Origin of the sequence: Chthonomonas calidirosea T49, from assembly GCF_000427095.1 — a bacterium.
Classification (GTDB): domain Bacteria; phylum Armatimonadota; class Chthonomonadetes; order Chthonomonadales; family Chthonomonadaceae; genus Chthonomonas; species Chthonomonas calidirosea.
The window spans coordinates 381,260-401,972 of record NC_021487.1 but is presented as its reverse complement, the minus strand read 5'-3'; the positions used below and the strand labels follow the sequence as shown (position 1 = coordinate 401,972).

At 50.8% G+C, this 20,713-nt stretch carries 16 protein-coding genes; 13 read left to right on the top strand and 3 right to left on the bottom strand.

The features are described from left to right. Window positions 1-28: 28 nt before the first annotated feature. The 9 genes from secA (at window position 29) to CCALI_RS01715 (ending at window position 13,345) form a co-directional block, all read left to right on the top strand. Window positions 29-3,325: a preprotein translocase subunit SecA gene (secA, locus tag CCALI_RS01755; protein ID WP_016481752.1), complete on the top strand. Its 3,297-nt coding sequence runs from the start codon at window positions 29-31 to the stop codon at window positions 3,323-3,325. A gap of 14 nt (window positions 3,326-3,339) precedes the next feature. Beyond that, the gene (locus CCALI_RS01750) at window positions 3,340-3,864 is read left to right on the top strand and encodes a peroxiredoxin family protein (RefSeq protein ID WP_016481751.1); all 525 of its coding nucleotides are present in this window, start codon (window positions 3,340-3,342) and stop codon (window positions 3,862-3,864) included. A gap of 175 nt (window positions 3,865-4,039) precedes the next feature. Continuing rightward, window positions 4,040-7,372 carry a CBM96 family carbohydrate-binding protein gene (locus CCALI_RS14650; protein ID WP_016481750.1) on the top strand — a complete coding sequence of 1,111 codons (3,333 nt, stop codon included), beginning with the start codon at window positions 4,040-4,042 and terminating at the stop codon, window positions 7,370-7,372. A gap of 213 nt (window positions 7,373-7,585) precedes the next feature. After that, entirely contained in the window at window positions 7,586-8,500 is a 915-nt protein-coding gene (pqqB, locus tag CCALI_RS01740; RefSeq protein ID WP_016481749.1) for a pyrroloquinoline quinone biosynthesis protein PqqB, read from the top strand. A gap of 18 nt (window positions 8,501-8,518) precedes the next feature. Beyond that, window positions 8,519-9,241, top strand: coding sequence for a pyrroloquinoline-quinone synthase PqqC (gene pqqC, locus CCALI_RS01735; protein ID WP_016481748.1), 723 nt, complete (start codon window positions 8,519-8,521; stop codon window positions 9,239-9,241). Beyond that, window positions 9,241-9,561: a pyrroloquinoline quinone biosynthesis peptide chaperone PqqD gene (pqqD, locus tag CCALI_RS01730; protein WP_016481747.1), complete on the top strand. Its 321-nt coding sequence runs from the start codon at window positions 9,241-9,243 to the stop codon at window positions 9,559-9,561. Before pqqC ends, pqqD begins: the two co-directional genes overlap by 1 nt. Next, the gene (gene pqqE, locus CCALI_RS01725; RefSeq protein ID WP_016481746.1) at window positions 9,558-10,652 is read left to right on the top strand and encodes a pyrroloquinoline quinone biosynthesis protein PqqE; all 1,095 of its coding nucleotides are present in this window, start codon (window positions 9,558-9,560) and stop codon (window positions 10,650-10,652) included. The genes pqqD and pqqE overlap by 4 nt, the downstream gene beginning before the upstream one ends. Window positions 10,653-10,667: 15 nt before the next feature. Then, window positions 10,668-12,200: an HAF repeat-containing protein gene (locus CCALI_RS14645; RefSeq protein WP_016481745.1), complete on the top strand. Its 1,533-nt coding sequence runs from the start codon at window positions 10,668-10,670 to the stop codon at window positions 12,198-12,200. Further along, on the top strand, window positions 12,200-13,345 hold the full coding sequence (locus tag CCALI_RS01715; protein WP_016481744.1) for a DUF1573 domain-containing protein: 1,146 nt from the start codon (window positions 12,200-12,202) through the stop codon (window positions 13,343-13,345). Before CCALI_RS14645 ends, CCALI_RS01715 begins: the two co-directional genes overlap by 1 nt. Window positions 13,346-13,611: 266 nt before the next feature. Here CCALI_RS01715 and feoB read toward each other — a convergent pair whose 3' ends face one another. The 3 genes from feoB to CCALI_RS01695 all read right to left on the bottom strand — a co-directional run bounded on the left by feoB (window position 13,612) and on the right by CCALI_RS01695 (window position 16,974). Next, a complete protein-coding gene (feoB, locus tag CCALI_RS01705) occupies window positions 13,612-15,771 on the bottom strand; it encodes a ferrous iron transport protein B (RefSeq protein ID WP_016481743.1) in 2,160 nt (719 codons plus the stop codon). Continuing rightward, window positions 15,768-16,133: a FeoA family protein gene (locus CCALI_RS01700; RefSeq protein ID WP_016481742.1), complete on the bottom strand. Its 366-nt coding sequence runs from the start codon at window positions 16,131-16,133 to the stop codon at window positions 15,768-15,770. The genes feoB and CCALI_RS01700 overlap by 4 nt, the downstream gene beginning before the upstream one ends. 73 nt (window positions 16,134-16,206) lie before the next feature. Further along, window positions 16,207-16,974 (bottom strand): metal-dependent transcriptional regulator, encoded by a 768-nt coding sequence (locus CCALI_RS01695; RefSeq protein ID WP_016481741.1) that lies wholly within the window; start codon window positions 16,972-16,974, stop codon window positions 16,207-16,209. A 261-nt stretch (window positions 16,975-17,235) separates the two neighbouring features. Between CCALI_RS01695 and CCALI_RS01690 the strand changes: the two genes are divergently transcribed. From CCALI_RS01690 to CCALI_RS01675, 4 genes are all read left to right on the top strand, one after another. Continuing rightward, window positions 17,236-18,045 carry a type II secretion system protein gene (locus CCALI_RS01690; protein WP_016481740.1) on the top strand — a complete coding sequence of 270 codons (810 nt, stop codon included), beginning with the start codon at window positions 17,236-17,238 and terminating at the stop codon, window positions 18,043-18,045. A 241-nt stretch (window positions 18,046-18,286) separates the two neighbouring features. After that, a complete protein-coding gene (locus CCALI_RS14640; RefSeq protein WP_016481739.1) occupies window positions 18,287-19,165 on the top strand; it encodes a lipase family protein in 879 nt (292 codons plus the stop codon). A 52-nt stretch (window positions 19,166-19,217) separates the two neighbouring features. Continuing rightward, on the top strand, window positions 19,218-19,784 hold the full coding sequence (locus tag CCALI_RS14635) for a GNAT family N-acetyltransferase (protein ID WP_016481738.1): 567 nt from the start codon (window positions 19,218-19,220) through the stop codon (window positions 19,782-19,784). Window positions 19,785-19,872: 88 nt separating this feature from the next. Then, entirely contained in the window at window positions 19,873-20,670 is a 798-nt protein-coding gene (locus CCALI_RS01675; protein ID WP_016481737.1) for a menaquinone biosynthetic enzyme MqnA/MqnD family protein, read from the top strand. Window positions 20,671-20,713: the final 43 nt, after the last annotated feature.

The following is a 20,713-nucleotide window of genomic DNA, read 5'->3' as shown; positions in this document are numbered from 1 at the left end:
TCTACCCTTGTGAGGAAATAGCAAAACAATGGCATTGCCTGGTTTTCTGAAAAGATTAATAGATAATAACGAGCGTGAGATTGCACGCTATTGGAAAGTCGTTGAACAGATAAACGCTCTCGAACCTGTCTATGAGAAATACACGAATGAAGAGCTTCGCGCCAAAATTGACGAGTTCCGTCAACAGGTTCAAGAAGAGTATCGAAAGAAACGCGCTGCAGCCGAGCCTAGCTGGCGAAACCTTACCGACCAGCAGATTCGTGAAGCCGATCGGAAAATCTACGATCCGATTCTCGACGAGATACTCCCCGATGTTTTTGCCATCGTACGTGAGGCCTCTAAGCGAACTCTCGGCATGCGCCACTTCGATGTCCAGCTGATTGGGGGAATGGTGCTTCACGACGGTCGTATCGCGGAAATGAAAACAGGGGAGGGAAAAACACTTGTTGCTACTCTTCCCCTTACTCTGAATGCTCTGCTCGGTAAGGGCGTCCATCTCGTTACCGTAAACGACTATCTCTCCCGGCGAGATGCCGTTTGGAATGGCCCTATCTATCATCTCCTAGGCCTAAGCGTCGGCATTATTCAAGGGCAATCTCCCGAAACCGGTGAAGAGGGCGGCTCGTTTCTCTACGACCCCGATTACGATGACCCCGATCCGCGCTATAAGTACTGCCGACCTATAACCCGCGCTGAAGCCTATCTTTGCGATATCACCTACGGAACCAACAACGAGTTCGGCTTCGACTACCTCCGCGATAATATGGCATTTAGCAAGGAGGAACTGCGTCAACGAGAGCTTCACTATGCTATCGTGGATGAGGTCGACTCTATCCTGATTGATGAGGCGCGCACCCCTCTGATCATTTCGGGTATGGTTCAGCAACCAACCGAAATGTACTACAAGATAGATAGCATTGTGCGCAAAATGAATCGCGGTATTGATGACCCCAAACGCGATAAGGATAACCCAAATGCCGATAAGCACAATCCCAATATCCATTACGTTGTAGACGAAAAGCAAAAAACGGCAACCCTTACAGATGCCGGTGTCGCCTTTGTTGAGCGCGAGCTTGGAATTAAAAACCTCTCCGAACATCACGAGATCATGCACTATCTTCAGGCGGCACTGAAAGCCCATGGCGTCTTCCGAAGAGATGTTGACTATGTGGTGAAAACCATCAACGAAGAGGATGGCCCTGAAATCATCATCGTGGATGAAAACACGGGTCGTCTTATGTTCGGACGCCGCTATTCCGATGGGCTCCATCAGGCCATTGAGGCCAAAGAGGGTGTGAAGGTAAAAAGCGAGAGTCAAACCTTAGCTACCATCACCTTCCAAAACTACTTCCGCCTCTACTCCAAACTTGCCGGAATGACGGGCACCGCCAAAACAGAGGAAGAGGAGTTCCGCAAGGTCTACGGTCTCGACGTGGTCGTCGTCCCCACAAATCGCCCCATGATCCGTATAGACCATCCCGATGTCATCTATAAGACTGAGGAACATAAGTTACGTGGCATTGCCGCAGAGATCTTACGGGTCTACTGCAAACAACAGCCCATTCTGGTCGGTACACGCTCCATTGAGATGAGCGAGCGTGTCAGTCAGCGTATAAGCCCATCCAGCCTCTCCATACTTTGCATGATCGAGGTGGCTCGTGAGGCGCTTGAAAAGAACAAGACAATAGATGCCGAGAAAAAGCGCAGCTATGTCGCCCTACTCAATACTCCCCTCCCCCAGCTTTCCATGGCGCGCCTTAAACCTCTCTTGAAAGAGCTGGGAATTAACGAAGATCCTCTCACACCAGAAAATATGAATACCATCGCCAGACTCTTTCAAATCGAGGATTCAGGCCTTGAACGCCTAGAAGAAGCGCTGACACATGGCATCGGCCACAACATCCTGAACGCAAAATATCACGAAAAAGAGGCCCTCATCATCGCAGAGGCCGGACGCAAAGGTGCCGTCACTATCGCCACGAATATGGCAGGGCGTGGGGTGGACATCCTACTGGGTGGTAAGCATATCCATCAACCTCTCCCCACCGTAGATGGCAGCCTCCGATCGCTCACACAGGCCGACAAGCTGGCCGATTCAGAACAACCAACGGAGACTTCGGAAGCCACAGAAGGGGAGCAAAGCTATCGCCGATATGGAAAGCCAGCCGTCCTTGAAGCGGTGACTACGGGTGCGCTTACTGATGAGGAGCATAAACGTGCCGCCGATGAGGTACGCGCCTTAGGTGGCCTGTTCATACTCGGCACAGAACGCCATGAGAGCCGGCGAATAGACAACCAGCTGCGTGGCCGCGCCGGACGCCAAGGAGACCCAGGTGAAAGTCGCTTCTATGTCTCCCTCGAAGATGAACTCTGGCGCCTCTTTGGCGATCGCTTCAATTCGCCCCTCCTCCGCGGGTGGGAAGAGCATCTTCCGATGGATGCAAAGGTCTTCTCGAAACTCATTGAGCGTACACAAAAGAAGGTCGAGGAGCACTATTTCGAGATTCGTAAGAACACGCTGAACTACGACGATGTCATGAACCGACAGCGCGACGTTATCTACAAGGAGCGTCGCCGCATCCTTGAGGGGGTCGATCTAAAAGAGACCATTCTCCACTATATCCGCACCAATATTGAAGATGCCGTATATGCCTACTGCTCGCCAGAGGCCCCTGCCCAAGAGTGGGACATTGAAACTCTCTATAACGAGCTGAACGAATATTTCATGCTCTATCCGGAAATTACGGAAGAACAGCTTCGTGGGAAACGACAGGACGAGATCATTGAGCTGATCTATAATCACGTCGTCGGCGTGTACGAGGCTCGTGAAAAAGAGTTGGCCGAACTTCAGGGCGACCCGAACGCCATGCGTCAACTTGAACGCTTCCTCGCGCTGCGAGCCATCAACGATCGCTGGATGGAGCACCTCGCGAATATGGATTACCTCCGTGAAGGCATCGGACTTCGAGGCTACGAACAGATCGATCCTCTCCTTATCTATCAGAAAGAGGCTTTTGAGGAGTTCGAGCGAATGCAGCAGGCCATTCAAGACGACATCGTCCGCAATATCCTTCGTATCCAAGTGGTCGTCGAACCCCAGCAGCCAACTTTCGCTCCCGTTGTACCCATTATTCCCCTGCCAGAAGAGCTTCCAAAGCCTAAATACAGCGGCATCACCAACATCGCAGACAATGTCACGGGGAGCAACGGAAACCTCCGTGCTACGAAAGACACGCCACCACCAGGTTGGAAGGGCGGACGAAATGACCCCTGCTGGTGCGGAAGCGGCCTAAAATACAAAAAATGCCACGGTAAAAACGCTTAGGAGGAAGGACAAAAATGAGCGCAGATGCGATGCCCCAACCGCTACAAACAGGAGATAAGATTATAGACTTCGAACTGCAAGATGCCCATGGACGGCTCTACTCCACGGCCGAGCTAAGAAAGAAAGGTCTGCTGCTCCTCTTTATCTTTAAAGTTGGTTGCGGTACCTGCAAATACTCTGCTCCTTTCATTCAGAGGCTACATCGCCAATATGCAGAAGGCTCCGACGGTAAATTCACCGTTCTCGGCGTTTCCCAAGACGACGCAGCGGCTACCGAAGCTTTTGCAAAGGAGTATGGAAATCTCACTTTTCCCATTGTCCTCGACAGCAATCTCGACGTTGCTGAGTGGTATAACCTCATCGGAGTGCCCGATCTCTATCTTTTAGGTAGCCAGGAAACTATCCTTTATGCAATTCCTGGTCACTTTAATCAGACCGGCTTTAATGAGATCGCAAAACGTGCTGCCGAAGCGACAAATAAACCCTATACTCCCGTTGTTCTTCCAGAAGACGACGCCCCCTCCATAAAACCCGGCTGAGGTTCCAAGCGCCGCCCTAGGTCTGGGGTGTAGGTTATCTTCTATCACGATTGAAAACACAGGAACTTTTTAGTGAGTTCCTGTGTTCTTATTATAAAAATGCCCATATCATACCATGGCCCTGACTACGGTAGCCCAAGGTGACTAGCGACTTTTATTCAAAGGAGAAGATACTATGCGCCGGCTTCGTGATCGCACCTGCTCGATACGCACTGCAGTTATTGGCCTCATTGTCTGGCTCGTTCTAGCACTGCCCCTGTCCGCTCAGGTCTCTGTACTTACCCAACATAACGATATCTATCGTTCCGGCGCAAACCTAAACGAGACCATCCTTAATACTTCCAATGTAAACGTTCAGAAATTTGGTAAGCTCTTCACCCGTCACGTAGACGCTGAAATCTATGCACAACCGCTCTATGTGCCCCATCTACTCGTTCCAGGAAAAGGCATCCATAATGTTGTTTTTGTCGCAACAATGAATAACAGCGTCTATGCCTTCGACGCGGACGACCCCAACCAGTCAGCACCACTTTGGCAAGATAATTTCGGCCCTCCTGTTCCGGCCTCCGATGTTCAGTGCTGCTGCACCGATATCTCTGTCCGCGTCGGCATTCTCAGCACACCCGTCATCGATCCAAGTACTAATCTGATGTACTTAGTTAGTCGTAATAAAAACCCGGATGGTACCTATCATCAATGGCTGCATGCACTTGATATCACCACCGGCCAAGAACGGCTAAACGGGCCGGTCGAGATCACCGCCTCCTATGGCAATCTAACCTTCGATCCAAAGATTCAAAACCAGCGTCCAGCTCTCCTCCTCTATCGTGGCGCCGTCTACATTTCGTGGGCATCTCATAACGATTGCGGCCCCTATCATGGATGGATCGTTGCTTACGATGCCTCGAATCTGCACCAAATTGCCACTTATTGCGATACCCTCAATGGAACAGAAGGGGGCATATGGCAGTCCGGTGAGGGACCCACTGTTGGGCAAGATGGCAATATCTATATCATGACGGGCAATGGCACATTCGATGCGAACACGGGCGGCCCTGACCTAGGCTGTAGCTTCATAAAGCTTAGCCCCGCTATCCCTAATCAGGGTGGCCTTAAAGTACTTGACTGGTTTACGCCCTACAACGTGGACAGTCTCAATGCGGCCGATCTGGACCTAGGTTCCTCCGGCGTACTCGTTATCCCCAATACCCCTTATATCATCGGTGGAGGAAAACAAGGCGTCTTTTACCTATTAAATATCCATAACCTTGGCCACTTTAATCCAGGTGGAGATACCCAAATCGTACAGAGCTTCCAAGCAGGCAACGGGCACATACACGGCTCTCCCGTCTACTATAATAGCCCGGTGAATGGCCCTTGCATCTATGTCTGGTCTGAAGAGGACTATCTGAAAGTCTTTGCATTTAAAGGCACCTACTTCAACGCAACTCCCATCGCATATAGTCCCAACAGGGTTCCCGATGGCATGCCTGGAGCCATGCTTTCCATCTCTGCAAACGGCCAAAAGCCAGGTACTGCGATTATTTGGGCATCTCATCCCTATCAAGGTAACGCCAATAATGCCGTGGTACCGGGTATTCTTCAGGCTTTCGATGCCAACAGCATTTCGGTGGATAGCCAAGGTATCCCTCGTCTTAAAGAGCTGTGGAATAGTAGGATGAACGTCAGCCGAGATGATATTGGCAAATTTGCTAAGTTTTGTTGCCCCACAATCGCTAACGGCAAAGTCTATATGGCTAGCTTCGGTGCGCCTAATGACCCCATCGGAGCTGGACAACTTGTTGTCTATGGCCTGCTCGATTCCGTCCGCCCCACCGCTCCATCCTCCTTAACTGCTTCCGTAGGCGATCAGCAAGTTGCCCTCTCGTGGACACCCGTCTCCAATGCCGATAGCTACAACATCTACCGAGGAACGATAAGTGGGCAGGAGACATTGTATAAACAAAATGTCTCTCAAAACTACTTCACCGATACCGGCCTCCAAGACGGAATTATCTACTATTATCGTGTTACCGCACAGAATAACGGAGGCGAAAGCCCCCCTTCTAACGAAGTGGCTGCAAGTCCACAGCTCGGACGTGGGGGCACTAAAACTCTCTCCCCTACTTCCGACGCCTATACTTGTGCAGGAATCTATGCGAATCAGAATTTTGGCGCGGCTCAAAATTTGAGAGTCAGCAACGACTCTCTAAATGATACCTGCTATACATTTCTCAAATTCGACCTCTCTGGACTATCATCTCCGCTGAGTGGGGCCTTTCTCGCTCTCTTCGGCTCTAGTCAAAACGGCCGCGTAACTCTAGTAACTGCACAAGCCGTGTCGAACAGTACATGGGATGAGAGAACAATAACTTGGAATAACATGCCGTCGCTGCTCTATCCCTTTGCAAATACACGAATCTCACCAAACGATCAATACTATCGCTGGGATGTTAGTCTCTACTTCCTAAAACAGATAGCCACTACAAATAAACAGTTTTCCGTCGCTCTCACACCCTATCGTGGGCTTAAGGATGTTATGACCAATTTCTACTCCCGTGAAGCTGGTGTCCACCCACCGTTTCTCACTGTCTGTAGCCCCGGCGGTCCTCCGGCGGCACCAACCGAGCTGGTAGCCAACCCCGATATCTTGCAAGTCAACCTCCAATGGGACCCCATCGGAGGAGCCTCTAGCTACAACATCTATCGTGCCACCGCCTCAGGAGCTGAAACTCTCTACAAAACCGGTATCACCTCACCTTCTTTCTCCGATACAGGCGTGCAAGCAAATTCAACTTACTATTATCGAGTTGCTGCCGTCAACAGCTTTGGTCAAAGTGTGCTTTCCAACGAGGCGAGCGCAACGCCGCTTCCAAAAATACTACCGAACTACCCCTCGGGCTTCAGCAGCTCAGGCAATATCGTGCTGAATGGCGGTGCCACTTTCGACGATACCCGTCTGCAACTCACCAACAGTGCCACCTACTTTGAAGCGAGCAGCGCCTTCTTTAAATATCTCGTAGACGTACGAAAGTTCCACAACCACTTCACTTTCCAAATCCAAAATGCACAAGCCGACGGCTTTACCTTCACCATCCAAAGTGATGGGCCGACGGCGCTAGGTGCTGCCGGCGGGTCGCTGGGCTATGAAGGCATTAATAACAGCGTCGCCATAAAGTTCGATCTGTACAACAATAGCGGGGAAGGCACCGACTCTACAGGCCTCTATACGAATGGAGCACCCCCTACCGTCCCTGCCATTGACCTCTCCAACACTGGGATTGATCTCCATAGTGGCCATATCTTCGCCGTAGATATGGTCTACGATGGCACTACCCTCCAGGTTACCATACGCGACACCCAAACTTCTGCAACGGCTACACAGTCTTATCAAATAGACATTCCTAACACCATCGGAAGCCCTATAGGCTATGTCGGCTTTACTGGAGGAACCGGCGGACTTACTGCTACCCAGGAGATACTCACCTGGACCTATACCGTTCCATAAAAACCACACTCCATAAATCTATAGCTCATCAAGGAGGTAACAAAAAGATGCAAGAGTGGACGACTCCTGACTTTGAAGAGATCAGCGTCAACGCAGAGTGCTCAGCCTACGTACTGTGTGACGAGAATTAGCGTCTTGTTGCGTACGAGGAAGCAGGGTACTTTCAAGTAACTACCGCTTCCTTATCTGCCCCTACTCACACCTATAAAAACCATGTACGTACGCCTATTAGGGACCGCAGCAGGTGGCGGTTTCCCACAATGGAACTGTGCCTGTCTCTGCTGCTCTAAGGCTCGTTCCGATCCGAATACCGTCAAGCCACGAACACAATCTTCAGTGGTTGTAAGCGCTGATGGACAGAACTGGTTCATTTTGAATGCTTCGCCGGATATCACTCTCCAGATCGAAGCCTTCCCAAGGCTTCACCCCCATCCGGCGAGGCATACTCCTATTCAAGCTGTGTTGATCACGAATGCCGATCTCGACCATGCCCTAGGTCTCTTCCTGCTGCGCGAGCACTCACCGCTCGTTCTCTACACCACCCCAACCACGCGCCAGACACTCATCGAAGGGCTCGGCATAGAACGTATCCTTAGTCCCTACACCCAGCTCATATGGCGTCTTCTTCCTCACATACCGCAGCCGCTTCTGCTAGCAGACGAGTCGCCATCCGGTCTGCTTGTCCAAGCCATCGACCTACCTGGAAATCCCCCTCGCTATAGGCTTCAATCAAGAGACGCTTCGACGGAGCATATCGTTGCCCTCTCTCTAACCGATGCCAAAACCGGTAAAAGCCTCCTCTATCTCCCAGACCTTCCGTGTTGGCCTGACTCATTAACGGCAGAGTGTGCTCGTTGCGATCTTCTACTCATAGATGGAACTTTCTGGGAAGAACAGGAGATGATTGCACTCGGCTTCAGTAACCGCACCGCGACACAAATCGGCCATCTTCCTATTTCAGGTCATAACGGCAGTCTGTCCCATCTCATGGCTATTCGCACCTGTTGCAAAGTCTACGTGCATATCAACAACACCAACCCTATCCTTATACCCGACTCCTATCAACGCCGAATCGTCGAAACGGCTGGATGCCTTGTAGGAGAAGATGGTATGGAGTTCGTTCTCTAAACGAGAAAGGAAAAAAGAATGACAGAAATCTGGGATAGAGAAACATTTCTACAGCGCTTACGCGACGTTGGCAAGGATCGCTATCACCATCTTCATCCTTTTCATATCGCGATGAACGCCGGACGACTCTCTCAAAATCAGATTCGCGGCTGGATAGCCAACCGCTTCTACTATCAACAGAACATTCCTATAAAGGATGCTGCCATTCTTTCCAACTGCCCACGGCCGGAAGTTCGTCGCATCTGGATTCACCGAATTCTCGATCACGATGGTCAAGCTCAAGGAGAAGGGGGTATTGAAGCCTGGCTTCGACTGGCTGAAGCAGCCGGTCTATCACGTGATGATGTTTGGAGCCATCGCTACCTCTTGCCAGGGGTGCGTTTCGCCGTGGATGCCTACGTCAACTTCTGCCGTACACAGCCTTGGCCTATCGCCATTGCAGCCTCTCTTACAGAGCTTTTCGCTCCCGACCTTATGCGCGAGCGACTTGCTGCCTTTGAGAAACACTATACCTGGATCGTTCCAGACGGGCTGCAGTATTTCCGTGCGCGACTTATGCAAGCCCGGCGTGACTCGAACGAAGGTCTCGAGCTAACGCTTACCTATTGTAACACACGTGAATTGCAAGAAAAGGCCGTCGAGGCCCTCGCATTCAAATGCGATCTGCTCTGGGCTATGTTAGATGCTATTCAACTCGCCTATGGCGGCGCAACACAACCGTCAAAAGAGGAAACAAAATAATGAGTTCTAACTCCCTACCTCTAAATGCTATTCCTATCCTCTCTTCTTACGCCCGTCTCCAACAAGATCGGGTCACTGGCAAAATGGTCCTTGTGTACCCAGAAGGTGTGCTTCTTTTAAACGAGACAGCTTCCGCTGTTCTCAAACTCTGCGACGGCTATACCGATCTGGCCACGATCTGCTCAAAGCTATGTGAGCAGTACTCTGCCTCTGCCGAAAGCCTTATCGCTGACGTGCAGGCCTATCTCCATCGCCTTCACCAACGCAATCTTATTATTTTCGAAGACGAACCTCCATCGTCCGATCAAAACCGACAATGAACACCCGTCCCTTTGGTCTTCTAGCCGAACTTACCTACCGATGCCCTCTCCGCTGTCTTTACTGCTCTAATCCTGTGCGCTATCCGCAAGGGCATGCTGAGCTAAATACGGACGAATGGACACATGTCTTCCGACAAGCTGCCGATCTCGGCGTTCTTCATGCCCTACTCTCCGGAGGGGAGCCCCTACAACGTAAAGACATCGAGATGCTCATTGAAGCGGCCCACGATGCTGGTCTCTACACCAATCTTATCACGAGTGGAGTAGGACTTACTCTCTCCCGTGCAAAACGCCTTAAAAAGGCAGGGCTTGATAGCGTTCAAATTAGCTTCCAGGCCGACGAGCCGGCTCTCGCCCTTAGTATCGCCGGTACAAATGCCTTTCGTTCAAAACTCCTAGCAGTTCAAGCTGTTCAAGAAATAAACCTTCCACTAACCATAAATGTGGTGATTCACCGTTTCAACATTCATCGTATCCCTCAAATCATCGAATTTGCCGTTAACCTCAAAGCCAAACGCTTAGAGCTGGCAAATACGCAATACTACGGTTGGGCTTTCAAAAATAGGAGAGCCTTGTTGCCTTCCGCTCAACAGATCGAGGACGCCGCGAAAGCGGTGGCAGAAGCGCGAAAAACATACAAAAATCGCATCGAGATACTCTATGTCCTTTCCGATTACCACAGTCTGCGTCCAAAACCCTGCATGAACGGCTGGGGACGACGCTATCTCTGCGTAAATCCTATAGGTGATGTTCTCCCATGCCCTACAGCTTATGAAATACCTAATCTAACTTTTGACAGCGTACGAGAGCGCTCCCTGCAGTGGATCTGGGAACACTCTGAGGCATTCAACCGCTTCCGAGGCACCGAATGGATGCAAGAGCCTTGCAGTAGCTGCCCCTATAAAGAGATAGACTTCGGAGGGTGTCGTTGCCAAGCCGCGCTACTCACAGGCGATCCCTCGGTAACCGATCCCGTCTGTGTTCTCTCTCCCCATCATCCTCTTCTTGAACGACAGCTGCAAGAGTCTCGTCAGTCGCTATTGCCCCAAGATGAAATGAAGAATATAATAAGTTATCGCACCTACTCCTAGTCCAAAGAGAAACCCATGCTGCGTTCAAAAGTGCTACTCATTCTCTTCCTTCCCATCCTACTGGTTTTTCAAGAGCCACAGGAAGGCATCGAAACCCCTCCCCATAATTTGACTAATAAGATACGCTACCGCGTGGCCGATTTAGGTCTTATCTCAACACCAACAGACAACATCGGTCCAGCAATCAATCAAGAGGGAGCAGTAACCGGTTGGCATCCTGCTAAACTTAATGAGCACCCCACTGCCTGGCTTTGGCATGAAGGGCAGCTTAAAATATTGCATGGACTGCCCAACTATCCCGATACTTACGCGACGGCGCTCAACGACAAACTGCAGGTTGTAGGTATCGCCCGCTCTGCCCAAGATGTCCGTTTTATGCATCCCTTTCTATGGGAAAAGGAATCTATGCACGACCTGGGCGGGCTAGGCGGTTCGTTTGGTGCCGCTTTGGACATCAACGCACAGGGGGATATCGTCGGGTTTAGCCAGCTTGCCTCCGGTTTCACACATGCCTTTCTCTATCATAATGGTAAGATACGCGATCTCGGTACCCTGCCCAACGGGGATTTTAGCATTGCCGAGGGGATCAACAACAAGGATGCCGTTGTGGGGATATCTAATAATGCCCCGAAAGCGGTAAGCCGAGCCTTTGTATATGTCCAAGGAAAGATGAGTGATCTTGGTCTGCTTCCGGGTGGCTCTTTTAGCCACGCCCATGCTATCAACGACGCAGGGGTGGTTGTCGGTTGGGCCAACACAGCAGACGGAGATATCCATGCCTGTCTTTGGAAAAATCATAAAATTGTTGACCTTGGAACTCTTGGTGACTCTCCCTCTACAGCATGGGGCATCAATGCACAAGGGCAGATCGTAGGCTCCTCCGCCGACCGTTATCAGCACCAACATGCTTTCCTATGGGAAAATGGGCACATGGAAGACCTAAACCATTGCATCCCCTCAAACTCCGGTTGGATACTCCAACGCGCTTTTCGCATTAATAATCGCGGACAGATCGTTGGTATCGGGCGCTTGGATGGAGAAACCCATGTCTTTTTGTTGACTCCGCTTACCACCGACACTAAAGCCGACCCAGCTCCCAACTTTCAGCTCAAGGACACGCAAGGCCGTTTACACACTCTACGCGACTATATTCACCGTCCTTTAGCGCTTTTCTTCTTTTGTGGATGTCCATGGTGCCAAGAATGTGCACGCGCGTGGGCGGCCGTTCAACAAAGCGGGAAGTTACCATCTACCTGCCTTACCCTTATCGTCTTCACCGGTTCGGCAAACGATGCAAAAACATTCCTTCAGGAAACGCAACTCGACATCAAAAACACCCTACTCTTGTCCGATCCGTCCATGCGGGTGGCCTTACTCTACAAAACACCGGTATGCCCGCGTGTTTTTATTCTCAATACGGAACAACAGATCATCTACACCAACGATCATGCTGCCGATGCCCCTCAAAAAGCCACAGGCATAACAATTACATTAAATGCCGTCCAGGCAATTCAGCAGTTAACCAATAAAACATCGGAGACCCACTAATGCGCCTCTTACAAGTCTCTCCGCTATTGACATTCCTCCTCATAACGTCGGCTTCCATCGCATTAGCTCAACCGTCCGGTCTCGTTGTGCTATCTTCCAAACATCCTCCCGCTAGTGTCTCAGTATATGACTTTGGTATCGTAGACCCACTCCAGACCAAAACGCTGAAATGTAGTTTTCACCTGCACAACAATACGACCAACCCCATTACCATCGAACAGATTCAACCCTCCTGCGGCTGCACTTCCCTCCTTCTCTCCCCCTCTATAGAGTCCAACGGGCAGACGATCATCGCCCCGAACGAAACCGTTACGCTTGATGCCGACATCCAAGTAGACCACCTCAAACCAGGCGATTTCACCAAATACATCTATGTGTTCACGAAAGGCGATCTGTCCCCGGCAGTGTCTTTGGAGATGAAGGGTACGGTGTTGCCTCTTATCGAATTCGATCCACAGGTGGTGGATTTCGGCACGGTTCCTTTTGGGCAGTCTCATTCCCAAATGCTCAAGGTTCGCATAGACGCTCGTTTACTGAAAAACTTCCACCAACCGCTACGGCTAGGCATGACACCTTTGTCCGCTCCCCAGCCTTCGGATCGACAACGGAGTTTACCATTTATCAAAACCGTTTTAATCTCAAAACCGCATACGGTTCAATGGCATTCACGCACCGCCATTGAAGCGGCCTACCAAGTGACCCTAGAGCCTTTTGCGCCCCTAGGACCGCTTCAGGGAACCCTCTACCCCACTGTCCCCTATCCGTCAAATACCATAGCACATGATATAGCCTACTTCAAAGCCAACGTCGTTGGCGCCTTCCAATGCGATCCGCATGTCCTCGTGTTAGGTTCCGTCTTTCAGGGACGTACGGCTTACGATAGAGTCACCTTAAAAACTACTCGCCCAGATCTATGGCACGACCTTACCATCCGTACCTCCGCTCCCTACCTTAAAGCTTTTCTTCTGCCCGCTCCAACGACCGTCGCTTCATCCAATTCATCGTTAACACGCATTCTGCAGGTTCAACTAACCCCTAGCGCACCCGCCGGAGCGCTTACTCTTCACGTTTTCGTACAAGCGATCGATCGGGAGCAGATGGACATTCCTGTCTACGTCAACGTTATGCCAAAAAACCGCAACTAGTCTAACCCTTGTCTATCCTCTCTCTTCGCTGGGCGCGAGTAAGTGTAAATAGTAGAGATAGGAACTATCTCATTAGGTCGGATCGAACTAACTCGCTTTTGCTTCTTATCGGCTGCCTGCTTTAACTTGACGAGCGCGCATCCTTGACAAACCTTGCAGATACTCCCCTCTCTCCAAAAAGACTGCACCATGCGCCAGATATAGCAGACTAGATAGAGTGCTGCGGCTCCAACCATCCCAAATGTAGTAATCTGTTGCCAATTCATCTAATGCATCCCCCAACCGAACAACAACCCTACATGGTATACAGCAAACGTAACTATCCATGCCAATGCTGTCATATAAGCGATTTGGAAGAGAGGCCATTTCCAGCCGTTTGTTTCCTTCCTTACAACTGCAACCGTAGACATGCACTGCATTGCGAGCACATAGTAGATCATCAAACACACCGCCACCAACGGGGTAAAAACGTGTTGGCCCGTTGCGGGGTCAATATCGGCCTGCATGCGTTTTCCAAGATCGGCCTGTCCTGCCCTTGAATCCGTGTCGGCCACGTTGTAGATGGTGCCCATCGTCGAAACAAACACCTCTCGTGCGATAAACGAGGAGACGATGCCAGCCCCCATCTTCCAATTGAAACCTAGAGGTCGTATCGTCGGCTCGATCAGACGGCCAAGTTGCCCCAGATAACTTTTTTGAAGCGCCTGATCCGGTGTGAGATGTGGGTACTTAGGATAGCTTGAAAGGAACCAAACCACGATCGCTACGGAAAGTATCACCGTGCCTGCCCTGCGTACGAACAGCCCTGCGCGTTCCACCATTTGGATGACAGCTGCTTTTACGCTCGGCAGGCGATAGGGTGGTAACTCCATGAGGAAGGTGGGCGATACCCCCTTCAAAAGGGTTTTATGAAACAGCCAAGCCATGCCAAAAGCTGCCGCCATCCCCAAAAAGTAGAGAGCGATAAATGTTGCTGCCGGCAGGGTTAAGAGCGTGACAGATCCAATGCCGAACACACGCCGATTGGGAATGAAAGCGCTTGTCATCAATAGATATACCGGCAAGCGTGCTGAACATGACATTAAAGGCGCAACAAGGATGGTGATCAGTCGTGCCTTTCGATCCCCAATGGTACGTGTGGCGAGAATTCCTGGAATAGCACAAGCAAAGGAGGATAGTAAAGGGATAAACGACTTCCCATGAAGCCCTACACGGCTCATCAGTCGATCCATTAAAAAGGCGGCACGTGCCATGTAGCCTGTATCTTCCAGCAAACTAATGAAGAAGAACAGCAGCAAAATCTGCGGTAGGAAAGAGAGTGTTGTGCCCACCCCACCCAAAACGCCATCATTTAACAGATCACGCAGATCTCCTGCAGGCACATACCGTGTGAGCAAGCTACCGAGTTTGGCGATACCATCCTTTATCGCGTCGGCAGGCGCCTGCCCTAAAGCAAAGATAAGCTGAAAAACTACCGCCATAAGGCCAAAGAAAATAACATACCCCCAAAACGGATGCATCAGCACCTTATCTATGCGCTCGTTGAAAGAGAGGGGACTATGCTGGGCGACACTCTTCGGAACCAATAAAACCTTGTCGCAAACTCCTGCGATCCAGCGATATCGTGCCTCAATAACCTGGGTGGCAAAGTCTATTCCCTCCTTGGCTAGCTGCTCTCGCGTGGAACGTATGCGCTGCCGTACCGACGGCCTCATCTTCTCCATGGGGACTAAGTCGCTCTCCTGCATCAAGAGGGTTACGGCCTCGGCGAACGCCTTTCGTGCATCTAAAGCATGCTCTTGTTGTAGAGCCTCCTGCAGACCAGAGATTCCCTGCCGAATCTCCTCAGGTACTTCCCACGCTAAAGAAGGTGCTGGCATTCCGGCACTCTGCTTCAAGGCCTCTAAAAGTTGTGGTAAGCCCTCTTTTTTAGCAGCTACCACAGCAACTACCGGCACACCAGTAGCACGTTCCAAGGCGTCGGTATCTAACTGCTTGCCCTCCTTTCGCACCATATCGGTCATGGTGAGGGCGATGACTACGGGCACACCTAGATCCAAGAGCTGACTGGTAAGGTAGAGGTTGCGCTCTAAATTAGAGGCATCTACCACGTTAAGAACGACGTCAGGAGGTGGAGTATCGGCTCGAAGGCCCAGAAGCACCTCACGGGCGATAAGTTCATCAGGAGAATGTGGCGTGAGGGAGTAGAGGCCAGGAAGGTCAAAAAGTACAAGCTGCGTTCCATCCTCCAAGGTAACACGCCCCTCTTTACGTTCTACGGTCACGCCCGGATAGTTGCCTACCTTTTGACGCAAGCCGGTAAGCGCGTTGAACAACGTTGTCTTCCCACTATTCGGGTTGCCAATAATAGCAACGGTAAAGATTCGCGCTCCTGTTAGGCGCGTCTCCACCGACAGAGAGCTCATGACCCTTCCTCGAAATCGGCTAACAGCACTGCTGCTGCCTCTTCCCTTCGTAAAGATAGCTGATAACCACGAACGAGCACATCTAAAGGCCCACCAAATGCGGCCACACGCAAGACCTTTACATGTACTCCAGGCGTTAGGCCCATCTCCATCAACCGCAAGCGCTCACGCGCCGTCCCGGTCAAAAACAGCACATCCGCACACTCCCCAGGACGCAGATCTGCCAAACTACGAGGCCCTTTTCCATCTTGAAAAGCCTCTGCGCGTTCCAGAGCCCCTTGCGCCTCCTGCATGCGATAAAGCCACCGAGAAAACCAGCATCCTGGCTTTTTTCCCTTATGACGATGTGGGTCTGCCCTCATTCTTTTTCGTTGCTCCACCCTTGTTTATTCCATACCTACGTACTCACTCTGACGCAACACTTAGCATAAAGTTTCATTGGGAGTCCGTCGTCGTAGGAGAACTTTGAATCTCCTCTTGCCGACAAACCCATACACTATCTGCCACCTCACGTCCCACAGCTACGGGCATTTCGCGCCCCTCTACATGTAAAGTCATCACATCGCCGAACGGAGTCCGGTTCATAACCTCTATTTTTGTGCGCGGAACGAGACCGATCTCCAGTAGATACGCCAAAAACTCCGCCCTTTCATCTGTAATGCGCACCACACATAGCTTATCCCCGGTGAGACATGTTGAAAGTCGCACGGAACCATCCCGTACGCGCGCATCTATTGGGTTGCCGTGCGGACAGGTTTTCGGATAGCCCATGGCGTGCTCGATCCTATCGGCTACCTCCTCACTGAGATAGTGCTCCAGCTTACAGGCAAGCTCATGCACATCATCCCAGGGCAACTCCAAGAAATCCACCAACATGCACTCCACCAGCCGATGCTTGCGCAAAAGTTTTAGCGAAAGCTCCTCACCCTGAGACGTAAGCCGAACGCCATGGTACGGCGTATGCTCTGCAAGCCCTAACTCCACAAGGCGTTTCAACATAGTGGTTACTGACGCAGGGGAAACACACATATATCGCGCGATGTCCCCTGTGCTCACCACATCTAGCTCCTCTTGGAGGCGGTAAATGCCCTCCGTATACTCTTCAATACTCTCGGTTAACTCCTGACGTGCCCTGTCTCTTGCTGCCGGACGACAGCTGGCAGGTACCCTTAAGGTAACCTCCCTCACTTCCTTGCTGGCCATCTCAATTATCTCCTCTTACTCTATTTTACCTCCGAAACATCCAAAAGAATTCCTTCAAAACAAAATTTTCGACTCTTAGTTCTATTTGGATATTCTTGTATTTTTAGACTTGACAAATATTTTTTTTGACTATATCTTGACTTGTAAGTTTTTTAGTGGTAGATTCACGTTTGAGACTCGCCTCATTTACGCATGTTGGCGGTATTTACGCATGTTGGCGGTCAAAAAACTTAAAACCTCTTAGTCCAAAGGAGTTCCAACATGAAACACCATACACAACATTCCAATAAAGGATTCACCCTCATAGAGTTGCTTGTCGTGATCGCGATAATAGCGATATTGGCGGCGATTCTTTTCCCGGTCTTTGCTCAAGCCCGCGAGAAGGCTAGGCAAGCAGCCTGCCTTTCTAATCTTCGACAAGTTGGCTTAGCGGTACAAATGTATGCCCAAGACTATGATGAGAATATCGTTCATACCGAACTCGGCGGCGATATAGACGATGCCCACGAGTACTACTGGGGCGACATGCTCCAGCCTTACCTCAAAAACTGGCAGATGCTCGTATGCCCTAGTGCCAGTTCACCCCTGAAGTTCAAATCCGCAACAGGCTATAGCGAAGAGTGGTCGTATAACTATGCGATCAATGACATTCTGGACAGCTCAGATGCCTGCACTCCAAATGGTAGCGGCGGCCCAGATAGTCCCGCCTGTGCTCATATCGGCGTAGCAGGCCATCCTCTCGCCGCAATCACCTACCCATCCGATACCATCCTCATAACCGACAATGTCCCTGCATCCGGTGATACAGGTGAAGAAGATGTCTCGCGCGGGGCTACGCAAAATCCTAACGATATCGCCCATAATCGTCATGAGATCGGTTGGCAACTCGGCCATCGAGACAACCGCTACCTCCAAGTGAACGGTGCTGCTCAAGATGGATACCCGCGTCACTCAGAAGGTTTTGTTTACGTCCTCACAGACGGCCACGCACATTGGCAGCGACGCGCCCTTCAAAATGGTCTCTATACCGGCGGGACACAAGATTATCAGTGGATCGCTACCCGTCCTTAAAATATGAAAATCATCGGGCTGCAACAGTTGTCTGTTGCAGCCCGACGCCTATCTTAACACATAGTTCCTGAACACCCCCCTCCAAACACTCAATCGCTTCCTTCATTGCATTCAACTACGGCTCGAGAAACACATTTGGGAATATATTATGCTATAATAAGTAAATTTGAATAGTAAGGTACGGTGTGCTCGATGCCCAATCATTAACCTCCCAATCTCATACAATAAAGAGCTGACGATCATGACAAATATCAATCTTCGTGAGGCGATTCTCGCTGGACTACTGACAAGGGAAGCCGAAGCGATGCCGTCTACAGATGGCTTCAATGGCCGTAAGCTAACGATTAACAACGCGACTTTTTCTGTTATCGCCACTATTTATGCGAAAGAGCTCTCTACGGACCTGATGCAAAGACAAAACTACGTCCCATTCGGATTCATAGCGTGTTCTGATTCGCATGTGGTTATTGCGTTTCGAGGTACTGAGACGATTTGGGAGTGGATTCATGATGCTGAGTTTCTTACAACTCCCTATGGCTTTGTGTCCAACGCAGGAGAAACAGACGACGGCTTTACCGATGTCTACGCGTCTCTCTGTACGAATCCCACCGCTCCCTCACAGCGGCTTGTCGATTCTATCCCGTCCCTTTTAGGTGACCGCGTCTCCGACACAAGCATTATCGTCTGCGGCCACAGCTTAGGTGCAGCTGTTGCATCTCTTTTTGCACTCGATGCCGTGGGCAATAGCGTGTTGCCTTCGTGTACTGTGGTCTATACCTTTGCAAGCCCCTATGTAGGTAATTCGCAGTTCGCAAAAACCTATGACGCAAAAGTGCCTAACACCTTCCGCATTGTCAACCGTCTCGACATCGTTACCCATCTCCCACCACGAGCAGCTTTTAACTATTCCCCAATCGGACAACCCTATGTACTGACTCCGAAGGATGTGAGGGTAGATATCTCTTGCCAACATCACCTTACTACTTATCTGCATCTTCTCAGCCTACAAGTTGCTAGCCCAACAGGAAATGCGATTATCCCCTTAGACCCTGCATGCCGCCTGCGCTCCTCCATATGGCAATGCTGCATGCTCTGCCTTCTGAAAGCCCCTCGAGGCTAAGCGGTCACCCTCATTAGAAGTGCCATCCCTTCTACGCAGGTATAATAAATCTATGATCGCGGAAGACCCCTGGTTGGCGGAGAGGTCACGTCTACTCGAACGCATCAAGGAAGCTAAGCCTATCGCCTACCCTATTCGCAAACCCGACGCTCAACTTTGCGTGGCCATCGCCACCCCAGAAGAGATTCCCATCGTGTACGACATTATGCGTATCGCATTTGCAGAATACACCGGGAAGCTCGATCCTCCTTCCGGTGCCACACTGGCTACTCTGCAGGATGTGCAAAAAACGATACAGGAAGGCGGGGCGGTGCTCGGCCGCATTGAGAAACAGCCAGTCGCTTCTGCCCAATTCCGCGTACGACCCGATCATCTCTATATTGGACGGCTTTCGGTACTCCCTACCTGCCGCGGGCGCGGTATCGCTTCCGCCGTTCTCAATTACATGGAGTATATTGCCCGTCTACTAGACAGACCTCAGCTCCGTCTAGGGACTCGACTTAGCCTGCCGAAAAACATCGCCCTCTATCGCCGACATGGCTTCGAAATTGATGCCATTGTGCGTCCCTCTACAGGCGCCGACTCAATAGTCTGGATGGTAAAATCTCTCTCATCCTAACTCACCGCCCTCGTTACCTAAGCCGGTACTTTCTACCGCTATATCGTGCTAATGTGGAACGTATTTCATTTAGAGGACAAACTCCAACATGACGTTGCGAATCGGTAGTGTGCCCTATCTCAATGCGAAACCGCTTGTAGACTGGTTCCATAGCCCAGACTGTCGCGTCGATGTCGAGATCGTCTACGCCGTACCCTCTGCTCTTGCCACGATGCTGGAAAACGGCATCCTAGACGTGGCTAACGTCTCGGTCTTTGAGGCCTTACGCAATCCCGATTTAACGATCCTACCTAACATCTCCATCTCGGCCTACGGTGCTGTTAAAAGCGTTCGACTGTTTGCCAAAAAGCCTCTTCACAAGCTGGCTAGCGTGGCCTTGGATTCCTCCTCACTTACCTCTTCGGCTCTTACCCGCATCCTGCTGGCCGAGCAGTTTGGCGTACACCCGTCCTTTGCTCCCCATGCCCCAGATCTCAGAACCATGTTGGTGCAGTACGATGCCGCCTTAATCATTGGTGACCTTCGCCTCTTCGAGCTGCTACCCGACACCTTCGTCTACGATCTGGGCAGTGGCTGGCTTGAGCTCACAGGACTTCCCTTCGTCTATGCCTGTTGGATCGCTCCCCAAAAACGTGTCTCGGCTCAAATGCTCTCCCTTCTCCAACAGGCAAAGAATTGGGGGATTCAACATCTCGACCAGCTCGCCATCAAGTGGTCTCAAAAGATGCATATCCCCTTCGACCGCTGTTGGGACTATCTGCACTGCGTCATGAATTACGATCTTACCGATGACCAGCTCGAAGGACTAAAAACCTTTCAAAGAAAGTGCGTTGAACATGGACTTATCGCGCAACTCAGGCCACTGCAGATCTATGCTTCTCCATGAACCGACCCGCCAGTACGTCCCAAATGGCTTTAGGGGCGCTTGT